16 protein-coding genes and 1 rRNA gene are annotated in these 14,003 nt (G+C 41.8%); 5 read left to right on the forward strand and 12 right to left on the reverse strand.

Translation table 11 applies throughout. The annotated features are described in order from the left end of the window. The 5 genes from C3420_RS09540 to ftsY all read right to left on the reverse strand — a co-directional run. Window positions 1-220, reverse strand: a 16S ribosomal RNA gene (locus C3420_RS09540); the annotation flags it as partial. A 458-nt stretch (window positions 221-678) separates the two neighbouring features. Then, window positions 679-1,341, reverse strand: a complete 663-nt coding sequence (locus C3420_RS09545) for a DUF2057 domain-containing protein (protein ID WP_103800373.1) — start codon at window positions 1,339-1,341, stop codon at window positions 679-681. 206 nt (window positions 1,342-1,547) lie between these two features. Then, the gene (locus C3420_RS09550; protein ID WP_103800372.1) at window positions 1,548-2,141 is read right to left on the reverse strand and encodes a nitroreductase family protein; all 594 of its coding nucleotides are present in this window, start codon (window positions 2,139-2,141) and stop codon (window positions 1,548-1,550) included. Between the two features lie 190 nt (window positions 2,142-2,331). Next, window positions 2,332-3,021: a nitroreductase family protein gene (locus tag C3420_RS09555; protein ID WP_103800371.1), complete on the reverse strand. Its 690-nt coding sequence runs from the start codon at window positions 3,019-3,021 to the stop codon at window positions 2,332-2,334. A 177-nt stretch (window positions 3,022-3,198) separates the two neighbouring features. Beyond that, the gene (gene ftsY / locus C3420_RS09560; protein ID WP_004815860.1) at window positions 3,199-4,305 is read right to left on the reverse strand and encodes a signal recognition particle-docking protein FtsY; all 1,107 of its coding nucleotides are present in this window, start codon (window positions 4,303-4,305) and stop codon (window positions 3,199-3,201) included. Window positions 4,306-4,536: 231 nt separating this feature from the next. Between ftsY and C3420_RS09565 the strand changes: the two genes are divergently transcribed. Continuing rightward, window positions 4,537-5,889 carry a M16 family metallopeptidase gene (locus C3420_RS09565; RefSeq protein WP_103800370.1) on the forward strand — a complete coding sequence of 451 codons (1,353 nt, stop codon included), beginning with the start codon at window positions 4,537-4,539 and terminating at the stop codon, window positions 5,887-5,889. Then, window positions 5,886-7,403: a M16 family metallopeptidase gene (locus C3420_RS09570; RefSeq protein WP_103800369.1), complete on the forward strand. Its 1,518-nt coding sequence runs from the start codon at window positions 5,886-5,888 to the stop codon at window positions 7,401-7,403. Before C3420_RS09565 ends, C3420_RS09570 begins: the two co-directional genes overlap by 4 nt. 3 nt (window positions 7,404-7,406) lie before the next feature. On the opposite strand, the gene C3420_RS09575 is transcribed toward C3420_RS09570, so the two are convergent. Then, a complete protein-coding gene (locus C3420_RS09575; RefSeq protein WP_004815854.1) occupies window positions 7,407-7,730 on the reverse strand; it encodes a hypothetical protein in 324 nt (107 codons plus the stop codon). A 111-nt stretch (window positions 7,731-7,841) separates the two neighbouring features. Further along, on the reverse strand, window positions 7,842-8,201 hold the full coding sequence (locus tag C3420_RS09580; RefSeq protein WP_071320006.1) for a hypothetical protein: 360 nt from the start codon (window positions 8,199-8,201) through the stop codon (window positions 7,842-7,844). A gap of 219 nt (window positions 8,202-8,420) precedes the next feature. Here C3420_RS09580 and C3420_RS09585 point away from each other — a divergent pair, with 219 nt between their 5' ends. The 3 genes from C3420_RS09585 to C3420_RS09595 all read left to right on the forward strand — a co-directional run bounded on the left by C3420_RS09585 (window position 8,421) and on the right by C3420_RS09595 (window position 9,708). Then, window positions 8,421-8,654: a hypothetical protein gene (locus C3420_RS09585; protein ID WP_004815850.1), complete on the forward strand. Its 234-nt coding sequence runs from the start codon at window positions 8,421-8,423 to the stop codon at window positions 8,652-8,654. Window positions 8,655-8,805: 151 nt separating this feature from the next. Next, window positions 8,806-9,189, forward strand: coding sequence for a DUF2750 domain-containing protein (locus tag C3420_RS09590; RefSeq protein ID WP_071320007.1), 384 nt, complete (start codon window positions 8,806-8,808; stop codon window positions 9,187-9,189). Between the two features lie 87 nt (window positions 9,190-9,276). Next, window positions 9,277-9,708 (forward strand): CBS domain-containing protein, encoded by a 432-nt coding sequence (locus tag C3420_RS09595; RefSeq protein ID WP_048881225.1) that lies wholly within the window; start codon window positions 9,277-9,279, stop codon window positions 9,706-9,708. Window positions 9,709-9,815: 107 nt separating this feature from the next. Here the strand turns inward: C3420_RS09595 and trpB are convergent, their stop codons facing one another. From trpB to C3420_RS09620, 5 genes are all read right to left on the reverse strand, one after another. After that, window positions 9,816-11,024 (reverse strand): tryptophan synthase subunit beta, encoded by a 1,209-nt coding sequence (gene trpB / locus C3420_RS09600; RefSeq protein ID WP_103800368.1) that lies wholly within the window; start codon window positions 11,022-11,024, stop codon window positions 9,816-9,818. Between the two features lie 108 nt (window positions 11,025-11,132). After that, entirely contained in the window at window positions 11,133-12,320 is a 1,188-nt protein-coding gene (locus tag C3420_RS09605; protein WP_008304194.1) for a vWA domain-containing protein, read from the reverse strand. A 13-nt stretch (window positions 12,321-12,333) separates the two neighbouring features. After that, complete coding sequence (locus C3420_RS09610; protein ID WP_004815840.1) at window positions 12,334-13,185, reverse strand: AAA family ATPase; 852 nt, start codon at window positions 13,183-13,185, stop codon at window positions 12,334-12,336. Window positions 13,186-13,206: 21 nt separating this feature from the next. Further along, window positions 13,207-13,590, reverse strand: a complete 384-nt coding sequence (locus C3420_RS09615) for a hypothetical protein (RefSeq protein ID WP_004815838.1) — start codon at window positions 13,588-13,590, stop codon at window positions 13,207-13,209. A gap of 21 nt (window positions 13,591-13,611) precedes the next feature. Continuing rightward, entirely contained in the window at window positions 13,612-13,917 is a 306-nt protein-coding gene (locus C3420_RS09620; protein ID WP_026056700.1) for a YcgL domain-containing protein, read from the reverse strand. Window positions 13,918-14,003: the final 86 nt, after the last annotated feature.

A 14,003-nucleotide genomic window follows, 5' to 3' on the forward strand; every position in this document is an offset into this window, starting at 1 on the left:
TATTAGCGCAAGGTCCGAAGATCCCCTGCTTTCCCCCGTAGGGCGTATGCGGTATTAGCATTCCTTTCGGAATGTTGTCCCCCACTAATAGGCAGATTCCTAAGCATTACTCACCCGTCCGCCGCTAAGCTAAGGTGCAAGCACCCTCGCTCCGCTCGACTTGCATGTGTTAAGCCTGCCGCCAGCGTTCAATCTGAGCCATGATCAAACTCTTCAGTTTAAAATCAATAGTGCTTTATTCAAAACACCAAATCTTGGCTCATCAATTTTCTGACATTCATTTCTCAAATAAACTTCGAGTAATTTCTACCATCAATCAATGAAAATAATTTCGATCAATCAACCAGTAAAAATCCACACAAGTTGTTCTTCATAATCTCTTAATGATCTTACTTAAAACCTCGTCAGTCTTAAGTTCCAACCCAATCACTTGACCTTTCGTTTCATGCATTGCATTGGTGTGCTGCGTATTCTATACAGTTTCACAATGAGCGCAAGTGCTTTTCATAAAAATATATGAAAATATAATTTGGTCGTTCATTTTTTACTCTGAATGCGTATTTTTAGCAGCTTTAGGTGCGTAAATCCATCATTCTGGCCTGAAATATATTTTCAAAGTGTAACCTTTAGCCCTCAAACTAAAAAAGATCGGTATAAACCGATCTTTTTCATGTTTTTTTAATTCCCTTGCTCTGCTAGCCATAACATAAACTTCCGACGCTCTTCTTTAGATGCTTGTTGCCAAAGCTGAATCAGCTTTTGGTCAGTAGGAGTTTTTATTGCTGTTTCAGCTGAATTTAGATTTGCTACCATTGGTGATACCGCTGCCTGTGCATAAACAGGCGCAGGCTGATTTGCAGGAGCAACTGTTTTAGTTGTCAAGTCTAGTGCTTTACCTAATACACTTTTACCCAATAATGGTTTGGTTTCACTATTTGCGCCTGACTGTTGTACCAACAATTGATTTCTGGCGTCATATAAACCAATGATCGGTTGGTCTTTATATTTTTGTGCAGTATCAAAATCTTTAGGTGCATTAATCAAAGCCAAACGATAACTTTCGCCATCTTTTAATTCAGGTGTTTTAACTGTTACTACATCCGATTTTAAAATGTCATGGCTGTTATCATTATGCTGAAAGAATGCAATATAACGTACACTAATTCTATTTGAACCCGGATCTAGCTTATAACTCTGTTTTTTACGGATTAATCCACTATTCACTTCTCGCTCATTCACCCCGACAATCTTGATTTCTTCTGGTGCCGTCAAGGTCACTGCTGAAAAAACAGAAGTACTTCCCATTAAAGTCGCAACTGCGATCATAATACGTAAATTCATTCGCTTCTTTTTCCTGATTATTTAAGTCTGCTTGCACTATGCCGAGTATACGTGACAATTTTATGATAAATCACTTAGACAAATAGCCAAGACTTTAAGCATATATCTATATATCCATCTGATTTATTCAGCTAAGCACTTTATCTTGAATGAATACAAAATAAAAAAGGAGCACCGAAGCACTCCTTTTTTATTATTTAACTCAATTAATTAAAAGTTTTAAAACGCTCTGCATCATCCATAAAGGTTTTTTCACCTGCTGGTGCTTCGATCGAACCAAACACAAGTTGGGCACGTAGCTTCCAGTTTGAAGGCACATCAAAAGCTATCGAAACTTCATCATCAATGATCGGATTATAGTGCTGCAAAGAGGCACCAATATTTTTCTCCGCCAGCGCTGTCCAAGTGGCAAATTGGGCAATTGCTGAAGAATGCTCTGACCATACCGGGAAATTATCTGCATATAATGGGAATTGTGCTTGCAGCTCTTTCACTACTTCCTGATCTTCATAAAATAAAGCTGTACCGTAACCCGCTGCAAAACTATTAATTTTATTATTTGTTCCTTCAAAGGCATCAGCCGGAACAATTTTCTTTAAAGTATCACGAACAATATTCCAGAAATTTTGATGCGATTCACCAAACAGGATCACCACACGAGAAGTTTGCGAGTTAAAAGAAGATGGGCTATGACGTACCGCTTCCTTAATTGTATTTTCAACTTCTGTCTGATCTAGGCTTACATTATTACCAATTGCATAAATGCTGCGACGTTGTTTGATCTGATCTAAAAATGCCATGAAGAACCTCTTGTATATCTTGTCTTGTTCAAAGTTGATAAAGAAAGATTAATCTTTTTATCACCCAAAAACAGGCGTATATAAAAAACGTAGTGTTTTATTTATAGAACAATAAAAGGATTTTTAACGTTTAATATTTGTATTGAACCCACTGGTAAACATTTCCAGCGGGTTCTTGGTCTTTATGATTTTAGGTAAATACGCGGAAGCGATCCTGAAAGTTAGGATCTGGACAGGCCTCTGCAAGCTGCTCAATAGAACCAAAACAAAGCTGGGCACGTAGCAGCCAGTTTTCATCTATTTTAAAATGTGCTGCAACTGCCTGATCCACCATTGGATTGTAGTGCTGTAAGGATGCTCCTAATCCTGAATCTGCAAGTGCTGTCCAGACAGCAAACTGCGCCATACCCGAAGTTTGCTCAAACCAGACCGGGAAATGTTCAGCGCTCATTGGCATTTTCTTTTGTAACTGCTGAATAATTGTCTGATCTTCATAAAATAGAACTGTTCCAAAGGCAGCAGCACATTGATCAAGCTTGATTTCAATTCCTTCGAATACCTGAACAGGCATTTCCTGACGTTTGACCTCTTTCACGATTTCCCAGAATTTATAATGTGAATCACCAAACAAAATCACGATTCGTGCACTTTGTGAATTGAATGCTGAAGGACAACTACGTACCGCAGCTTGGATCAGTTCAGCAATATACGCTTGGCTATAATGAACTCGTCTCCCCAAAGCATAAATACTACGGCGCTTTTTCAGCTGATCAATAAAAGTCAGCTCATCTCCCTGTACAGTTTTGCTTTTTTTTGAAAATTTAAAATCTTTCGTCAGGTCTGCCGTGAGTACATGCCCAATCTTATTTAATAACGCCATTTACACTTTCCCCCAATCAACACATGCCTACCAATAGGTGGACTTGTTTATTGTAAAGGTTTTGACTAATAAGGCTTATGACATAAGCTTTCAAGCCTGTTGCTTTTTACAGCAAACAATCGATCTAAAAACAAAAAACTCCGCGCTAAGCGGAGTTTGTGTGACTTAGTTACACGATTATTTATTTTCAGTTTCAAATAATGCAGCAACAAATGATTTGGCAGAGAATGGACGAAGATCGTCAATCTTTTCACCTACACCAATAAAGCGGATTGGAACATGAGTACGGCTGGCAATGTTAAACAGCACCCCCCCTTTCGCAGTACCATCCAGTTTGGTGATCGTAATACCCGTCAGACCGACTGCTTCATCAAACATTTCTACCTGATTAATGGCATTCTGACCCGTACCAGCATCTACAACCAGCATCACTTCATGTGGTGCAGTTGCATCAATCTTCTGCATTACACGTTTCACTTTGGTCAACTCTTGCATCAGATGGCTCTTGTTATGCAAACGGCCTGCTGTATCAGCGATCAGGACATCTACACCTTTAGCACGTGCACTTTCAAAAGCATCAAAAATAACAGAGGCAGAATCGGCACCATGACCTTGAGCAACTACGGCGATATTATTGCGCTCACCCCAGATTTGCAGCTGTTCAGTTGCCGCAGCACGGAAGGTATCACCCGCTGCCAGCATGACTTTCTTGCCTTCGCCTTGTAAACGTTTTGCCAGCTTACCAATGGTTGTGGTTTTACCTACACCGTTTACACCGACAACCAGAATCACGAAAGGACTTTTGTTCGGGTCAATGTGTAACGGTTTTACACGCGGTGCCAATAAAGCCACCAGTTCTTCCTGAAGCGCTTTATATAATGAATGAGAGTAAATCAAGTCACCACGTGCTGTACGTTCTGTCAGATTGGCAATAATGGTCTTGGTTGCATCTACACCAATATCTGCAACCAATAATTGCTCTTCTACTTCTTCTAGCAATTCGTCATCAATTTCTTTGCCACCGATGAGGATATTGACCATACCATCTGCAAAGTTTTTGCGGGTCTTGGTTAAACCTTCCTTCATACGGCTAAAGAAACCGCCTTTAGGAGCAGATTCTTCACTCGGTATTTCTGTTGCAGCAGGCGCTGAAACAACGGCTTGTTCGCGTGGCGTTTCTATAATTGGCACATTGACCGCAGGTAAACTCGGTAATGTGACATCGTCATCTCCGATATCAGCATCAATCAAAAATTTGTTTTGCTCATTAGATTGCTGTTGCATGCCGAATCCTTGAAAAGCATTGCGTTAAAAAATGGGATTCTACCATAAGTTATAAGGTTTTAGCTTTAGATTAAAATTCCATTTCTACTACACCAAAAAGCAACAGCACCGGTTTGCTTTCGATTGCACAATTCTTAAAATGGCTTATAAATACATCTGCTTATTTTGGAATATCCAGTGTTCAAATCACTTATTTTTATACACGCTCGTCCAATCCAGTTTAAGCGATACATGTATTCGCTTGGTACAATACTGATATGTTTAAGCAGTAGTCAGCTTCAGGCACAAACTATAGAAAAAGCCAAATCTGAACTGACGCGTAGTACCTTTGAAACTACCCTGAAAAATGGTCTAAAAGTCATTATCCGGGAAGACCACCGTGCACCGATGGTCATGACCCAGATCTGGTATAAAGTCGGCAGTGCGGATGAATCCGGCAACACTCTGGGTATATCACATGTGCTGGAACATATGATGTTCAAGGGCACCAGCAAAGTTCCAAATGATGAATTTACACGGATTAGCCGGATTTATGGGGGCAGTATTAATGCTGCAACCTTTACCAATTACACCAATTATTATCAGCTTTATCCCAAGGCCTACTTCCCGATGGCGCTCGAACTCGAAGCTGACCGTATGAGTAATCTGCTGCTACGCCAACAGGATTTTGAGCCAGAAATCAAAGTGGTTATGGAAGAGCGCCGCCAGCGCACCGAGGACAATCCTCGTTCACGTGCCTTTGAACGTTTTAAATGGATCAGTTATCCCACCAGCCATTATCGCCAACCGGTGATTGGTCATATGAAAACCCTGAACAATATCCAGCTGAACGATGTAAAGCAGTGGTACAAGACTTGGTATACACCGAACAATGCGATTCTGGTAATTGTTGGTGATGTAGAGTCTGAACAAGCGCTGTTACAAGTACAGAAATACTTTGCTGACACACCTTCACGTGTCACACCCCAACGCAATGATGTACATGAGTTTGAACACTTGGGCTATCGTCACATGGAAATCAATACCGATGTGCAAGTGCCCAACCTGTACATGACCTGGAATGTCAAATCACTGGCTTCCGCAATCAATCCGCAGGATGCTTATGCCCTGACAATTATCCGGAGTTTGCTGGACAGTGGTATTTCCTCACGGCTGCAAGATCGCTTGGTACGAGATCGCAAACTACTGACTTCTGTCAGTGTGTCGTATGATCCGTATAACCGTGGTGACAGCCTGTTTAGTATTTCTGCATTACCTGCAAATGGCGTCAGTTTTGAAGATGCGCAAAAAGCCATTCAGGCAGAAGTTGATGCATTAAAAACTGAAGATATTCCCAAGCATGAACTTGAACGCATCACTACCCGCTTTGTCTCCAATCTTATTTATAATCAGGATAGTATTGCTGGTCAGGCTAAAATGATCGGCAATCTGGAAGTGAACGGCTTAAGTTACCGACTGATAGATGAACTTCCTAAATATTATGAAAATGTCAGTATGAGTGATATTCAGCGTGTCGCAAATACCTATTTTATTCGTAAAAATCTCAGTACCTTATACCTCGCACCGGAAACAAAAGCACAATGATGATCAAGTTCAAGTCTGCATGTTCGAATAGTTTATTAATTGCTGCGTTGAACTGTGCTTCTATGGTCTGGGCTGAAAGTGTTCAAAATACAGAAGTTATACCGGAAGATAATCTCACTCAGTTGCAATCTATTCCCTTGCTACAAAGCTTAAAGAATCTGAAGAATGAAAGACAGTTTCATGCACCTTATGTACATGAGCTGAATAATCGCTACAAAATACGTACGCTGTTTGTCGAAACCAAAGATCTGCCGATGGTCGATATTCAACTAACCTTTAATGCTGGTGCAGCACGGGATGAGGAAATTCAGAAGGGTTTGTTTGGTTTGTCCAGTATGGCAGCCAAACTGATCCGGGAAGGAACCGATACATATACTGCGCGGGAAATTGCGTCTGTTTTTGATCAAAGTGGCGCACAATTTAGTGCCCAGGCGTATCGGGATATGTTTGTCATCCGCCTACGTGTAATGTCTGATCCGAAAAAACTGGAACCCGCACTGGCAATGATGATGGAAGTACTTAAACATGCTTCCTTTAAAAATCAGAGCATCAGCCTGGCTGTTAGCAACACCAACGTTGGTCAAAAACAGCTACAGGAAAATCCAGGCCGCTTAATGGATATCCGCTTTTATAGAACCCTATATGGTCAGCATCCTTACGCACAGCCAATCACAGGCACCATTGGCGGCACTCAAAAAGTAAATCCTGAACATTTAAAGAAGTTCCGTGATCAGTTTCTGGTTGCGCAAAATATGAATATTGCGATTACCGGAAAACTTAGCCCCAAAGAGGCCTTAGACCTGTCAGAACGCATTGCAGGAAATTTCAAGCAAGGCACACGAGCAAAGTTATTGCCTGATCCACAGCTAAAAAATGATATTGAGGTAATCCATATTCCCTATAACTCAAGTCAGGCTCATGTAATGTTCGGGCATATCGGACCCAGTCGCTTTAACAAAGATAGGCTGGCTTTAGAAGTTGCGAATCGTATATTTGGTGGTAGTGGCTTTAATGCGGTATTGATGCAGGAGTTAAGAATCAAGCGTGGCTTTACTTATGCTGCTTACAGCACTTTTAGCTTTACTCAGGCACCGGGTGTATTCAGTTTCCGCTATGCGACCCGTCAAGACCAACTATTAGACAGCATTCAGGTCGCGCATCAGGCATTGATTAACTTTGTAAATCAGCCGATAGATACTAAACGACTGGAAGAAACTAAATCTGGCATGTTAAGGGCATTTCCAAATAACTACAGTAGCAATGCTACCATTAACGCCCAGCTCGGAACGATGGGATTCTATGCAGAGCCACGCGATTATCTCGCCACCTATCCAGAACGATTAGCCAAAATCACTGCAAAAGATGTTGAAAATGCAGTAGACAAACATCTGCATCCAGACCGTTTAACCGTAGTGGTGGTCAGTCAGACACTGGATAAAGATAAACTAAAAACAGCCTTAAAAGCGAATTTAACAAGTACGGCTACGGCTGAAGAATTAATACTCACACCTTAAATTTTAAGGCTGATCCGCTTTTACTGCAGGTAGCTGATGTGCACGGACTGATTCCTGCTGGTATGCCTGCATCAATTTAAGATATTGTCCACGATAAACCGCTGGCCGCTCAAGCAAGGCTATAGCCATATCTTGCGTTTGTGGTAATTGTTGCTGTATGGAAAGTTGCTGAATTTGTTCAGATTGAACCGTAGTGACAGGACGATAAAGTGCAATACTTGCCAGTACCATAATAAATAAAAAAATAAAAATAAAAACGCTGTTATAAATTTGCTCCAGCGTTAATTTGGACAGAAATATCCTGATTTTTTCTACGTCAATAGCCATACACTACCTCTAATTCAAAGTAGTGTATGGCTGCATTGCAATAAGTTCAAGTAATCAACCGGAAAATCGCCTGATTTGCAGACGGCTTACTTTAGTTGAGTATTGCCTGTTCTATTTAAATAGAGCGATAAAAACGGTACTTCCCAGCATACCCGCAGTAATTGCCAGAATCAGGAAGATAGCAAACTTGCTCAGCCCAGACTCTGCACTGGCTGGGTGCAGGCGGTCGGGATCGGCAAGACGTACCAGTTCTGAATTATAAAGTTTGTAGAATTGTTCACGCTGATTCTCGTCTAGCTGACGGGTAAAATCATAGACTGCTTTACGCTGTGCTAGACTATACTCTCCTAGATGGATTTCTTTATGGAAAATAGCTGCATCTAATTTTTTCCGGTGCAGTTGCGCCAATGCCATTACTTGGCCAGCCGTCGGGGGAATATCAAAATCAATTCCATCTAATGTGTGCGACATGTTATTCTCCTTGTTGTTAGCTTAATAGTTACTTCTTATAGTAATAAAAAATATATTTGATGATAGTTTAATCATGTAAACTACATAACAAAAATAAAATTCGATGAAATAATTGACTTTTCACCCATTCTGTAATATTAGTTTAACATTACTCAGTTATATTTGTAGTTAGACTAAAAAGTCTATCCGTAATCATAATTAAAATTAAGGAGTTTTTATATGATTCAACAATTCTCTCCACATGAACTTGAACATCTGTATGCTGAAGCTGTGAATACAATCCAGTCACAAATGAATTTTTCAGATGCTGTCAAACAACTTGAAGATGCTGCACGTGCAGGCCATGGTAAAGCGGCGCTTTTTTTAGCTGAACTTTATTATCAAGGTTTCCGTGTCGAGCGGGACTCAATGAAAGCCCAATACTGGCAAAACATGGCCACCATGCAAGCCTAAAAAAACGTCACCCCGGTGGCGTTTTTTTTATAGTTACAATATTACTTATACATGATGAAGCATTAACATAACGATTTCTTGCAAAGCTGAAACAGTAATTTCATATAGTTTTCTTACAATGACAGCGTTGTTCTACGATAGCTTGATCATAATGAAAATGCCAAATATTAAAGATATCCAACCACTGCCTAAGGACCTTGCGGTCAAAATCACCATCCTGAAATCGATGATGTACTGCGGGGTACTTTGGGGACTGTTTCATGAAGGCTGGGGCATGATGCGCGATCAGGATGAAACCCTGTTCCCGTTCTGGCTTAATTCATCTCATGCGGCAAATTATGCCAAAAAGAACTGGCCAAATTATACTCCGCGCAAAATCACGCCTGAGGATTTTGAGCAGGCACTGTTACCCACCTTACATCGTCTGAATGTCACTCCTGTTCTGGTACGAGGCAGTGGCAAACAAATTAAGCTGACAATTGGACAGGTGCGTCATTTCTTTTTTTCAGGACAAGGGCTGCACTTCGCTGCATAACATGTTATTTATAGAGTCAGCACAGCAATTACCTGAAGATAAACAGCTTAAACTTCAGGATAAATAATAACAGCTAAGGACTTAATAATGACGAATGTAGCGCAAGTACTCAAAGACAAGCCCTCTCAAGAAATCTATACCATTCATCCAGAAGCGACAGTTCTTGAAGCCATTACTTTAATGGCAGATAAAGACATCGGTGCGATTGTAGTGGTCGAAGAAGATAAAGTGGTCGGAATTCTTTCCGAACGTGATTACACTCGAAAGATTGTGCTGATGGAACGTACTTCCTTTGATACGACTGTCAGCCAGATCATGACTTCTAATGTAATCATGGTAGATTGCCACACTTCTGTACCGGACTGTCTCAGCTTAATGACCAATAAACATTTGCGTCATTTACCAGTGGTAGAAGCAGGAAAACTGGTGGGATTGGCTTCAATTGGTGACTTGGTTAAAGCAGCCATGAATGATCAGCAAATTTTGATTGATCAACTGCAACAATATATTTCAGGTTAAATATTAATTCAAAAAGCCATTTTGTAATGACATTAGATTGACAAAGAAATGATAGAAATAAAAAACCGCTCATATTGAGCGGTTTTTTATTTACAGCTATAGCTAGATTAGTTGAGACCTAACTTTTCAGCCACATAGTCAGAGTCTTTATCACCACGACCTGATAGATTCACAACAATTTTCACATCTTCTGGCAATTTACCTGCTTCACGAATCGCCCAAGCCACTGCATGTGAACTTTCCAGCGCAGGCACAATACCTTCTACACGTGATAAAGTCATAAAGGCATCCAGACATTCCTGATCTGTTGCCGTCGTATATTCCACACGACCCAAATCTTTAAGCAGACTATGCTGCGGACCGACACCCGGATAATCCAGACCAGATGCAATTGAATGCACTGGTAAAGGTTCACCCTGCTCATCTTCTAATACATAACATGCCATACCATGAATCTGGCTAGGCTTACCTAAAGTGAGCGTTGCAGAGTGTTTGTCAGTATCCAGACCATGACCTGCCGGCTCCACACCCACCAGTTTTACTTCTGGTTCATTTAAAAAAGCGGTAAATGCGCCCATCGCATTGGAACCACCCCCTACACAAGCTACGATATAATCCGGGTTTGCACCAAAACGATCATTACTTTGCACCTTGATTTCGTCCCCAATGATCGACTGGAAATCACGCACTATCATTGGAAATGGATGCGGCCCTACTACCGAGCCGATTGCATAGATGTAGTTTTTCGGGTCTTTTAAATATTCTTCAAAGGCACTATCTACCGCATCTTTCAAGGTAGCCGTACCACGAGTGACTGAAATCAGTTTGGCACCGAGAATTTTCATTTTCACCACGTTCGGGTGTTCTTTCTCGATATCCACCTGCCCCATATGAATTTCACATGGAATACCAACCAATGCACACGCCGTTGCCAAAGCAACACCATGTTGCCCGGCACCTGTTTCAGCAATCACTTTGGTTTTACCCATATATTTGGCAAGTAGTGCTTCACCCAAGCAGTGATTGATCTTGTGCGCGCCAGTATGGTTCAAGTCTTCACGTTTCAGATAAATCTGGGCACCGCCGAGCTGTTCAGAAAGACGTTTGGCATGAAATAAAGGACTTGGGCGACCGACATAGTGGACAAACAGGTCTTTCAGTTCATTCTGAAATTCTTCAGTCTGACGAATTTCCTGATAGGCCACATTAATATCATCCATGGCCTGTTTCAGATCGGGTGGAATAAACTGACCGCCGTAGTTCCCAAAAAAACCCTCTTCATTTGGCAATGCAATACCATTAATTTGATGATCCATAGCGATCCTTAACAATCTGGACTAAATTTATAAAAACTACTTTATATTAAAATGTTTTGTTTTAAAGGACTAATAACTATAAATAAAGTCATCAATAGATAAATGGAATCAGCGCGCCAGATATTTGGTCATATCTTCAATGCCTTTTAGGGTCATTGGATACATATGCTTTTCAAAGATCTGCTGAATCAATCCGATGGTTTGCGTATAGTGCCAGTAACGCTCTTCTTCCGGATTTAACCAGGCCGTTTTTTCAAAATGCTGACGCAGACGCTGTAACCAGACCTGTCCTGCTTCATCATTCATATATTCCACCGAGCCTCCCACTGAATGCAGCTCATATGGCGCCATACTGGCATCACCAACCACGATTACCCGATAATCGCGACCATAAGTATTCAGCAGATCCCAGGTATTCATACGGGTACTGGAACGACGAAAATTATCTTTCCAGACATAGTCATACAGACAGTTATGGAAATAAAAATATTCCAAAGTCTTGAACTCGGTTTTGGCAGCACTAAACAGTTTCTCACACTGGGCAATGTGTGCATCCATGGAACCGCCAACATCAAATAGCATAAGCACTTTGATGCGATTACGGCGTTCCGGCACCAATTGCACATCCAGAATGCCCTGCTTGGCTGTTTCACGAATGGTACTGTCAATATCCAGTTCTTCAGCAGCACCCTGACGGGCAAACTTACGCAGGCGACGCAGTGCCAACTGCATCTGACGGCTACCCAAAATTTGGTCATCATCCAGATTACGGTATTGACGCTGTTCCCAGACTTTGACTGCTGAACGCTTACGCCCCGGCCCGCCAATACGCACACCTTCAGGATGATCGCCATAGGCACCAAAAGGTGAAGTGCCGCCAGTGCCAATCATTTTATTGCCGCCCTGATGTTTTTTATGCTGTTCACGCAAGCGCTCTTCCAGCATTTTCATCAGTTCTTCCAGTGAACCAGCTTTTTTCAGCTCTTCACGCTGCTCCGGGGTCAGATGCTTCTCGAGTAATTCGAGATCAAACCAGTCTTTGGGCAGCTTATGCACCTGATTCAGCAATTCATCCAGATCGAAAGTGGCGATCCCATCAAAATAGTCTTTCATGGCACGATCGAACTTATCGAAATAGCGCTCGTCTTTGACCATGACGGTTTTGGCCAACTGATAGAACTCGTCCTGATCGGCAAAAACAATACCTTCAGCAACTGCCTGATTCAGGTCAATCAGCTCACGGGTAGATACCGGTACACCGTATTTGCGCAAGGTATAAAACAGTCGCACGAACATGCGTGTTTCTCCCTTAACGGCGTGACATGAATGCTAGGCGTTCAAGCAACTGGACATCCTGCTCGTTTTTGATCAGCGCACCATACAGCGGTGGAATGGCTTTAGATTTATCGGCATTACGCAATACATCTTCTGGCATATCATCTGCCATTAACAGACTTAACCAGTCAATTAATTCAGAAGTTGAAGGTGGTTTTTTCAGGCCCGGAACCTGACGTAATTTAAAGAATACTTGCAATGCCTCATTTACCAAGGTTGCTGAAATATTCTCGAAATGCACATCAATGATGTCACGCATGGTCGCTTCATCAGGAAATTCGATGTAATGGAAGAAACAGCGACGCAGGAAAGCATCCGGCAATTCCTTTTCATTATTTGAGGTAATGATGACAATTGGACGCTGTTTTGCAGTAATAGTTTCGCCTGTTTCATACACAAAGAACGACATCTTATCGAGCTCATGTAACAGGTCATTTGGGAATTCAATATCTGCCTTGTCGATTTCATCAATCAGCAATACACAGCGCTCTTCACTGCTAAATGCTTCCCACAGTTTTCCTGGCTTGATGTAGTTTTTGATATCATAGACACGGTCATCACCCAATTGGCTGTCACGCAGACGCGATACTGCATCATATTCGTAAAGGCCTTGCTGGGCTTTGGTGGTGGACTTAATGTGCCAGGTGATGAGTTTCATTCCCAGGCTTTCAGCCACTTGCTCTGCCAGCAGGGTTTTACCTGTGCCCGGCTCGCCTTTGACCAGCAGCGGTTTTTGTAAACTGCGTGCGGCTTTGACAGCCAATTTTAAACTATCAGTTGCAATATACTGACTTGTACCAGAAAACTGTTGATGATCCACAGACATGATTTAACCTTATTTTTTTATTTACAGTGGTGAAGTTTTTTTGTTTACAGCAATCTTTGCTTTATTTGTTACATAGCTTGACCAGCAATAGCCGATCAGTGAAGCAATACCAATCACAAACAGAATGAGTGAGGCATTGATCCAGACCAGTTCTTGTTCCTTGGTCAATACACCAAATATCAGTCCGAAAATCGCCGGGGCCAATGAGGCATTCGGGCCTTCAGATACTGTCGGCGTTAGCAGGATGGCAAACACTAAAATCCAGAGAAAGCCACCTGCCGGTTTTGGCAGGCGCTTAGTCACGCCATACCAGCATAACAGTGCAATTATACTGCCAATCAGGTATACCGCGATGGCAATCGATTCTTCAGGAATTGAATCTAATACAGTTACATAACCATTCATTTCACAACTCCTGAATAAATATTAAGCACCACGAAGACCTTCTGGTTCTACAGCATTCGGGTTAATCAAACCTTCAGGCGGCATTTGCAGGAAGAAACCACGGGTTTCAATCGAGTCGATCACGTGCAGCACATTAGCACGTGCCAGCTTGCGGGTTTCGCTCAGTTCAAGATGCATGACAAAAGTCGCACGACCAAATGCTACGCGGACAGCTTCGCCCAGTACGTGAAGTGGATCGAAAGTTTCAGCTTCATTTTCTTCAGCTGGACGAGCCACATAAAGGTACATTTCATCCTTTTTGCTCGATTTGTAGATAGACACTTGCATGATTTTGATTTAGACAACAATTTAGAAAAATCAGTAGCAAGGATACCTTAAAACGTCACCTGAGGCATTAGCCATAATTAACGCAT

Origin of the sequence: Acinetobacter sp. ACNIH3 (assembly GCF_002918965.1) — a bacterium.
GTDB classification, from domain to species: domain Bacteria; phylum Pseudomonadota; class Gammaproteobacteria; order Pseudomonadales; family Moraxellaceae; genus Acinetobacter; species Acinetobacter schindleri.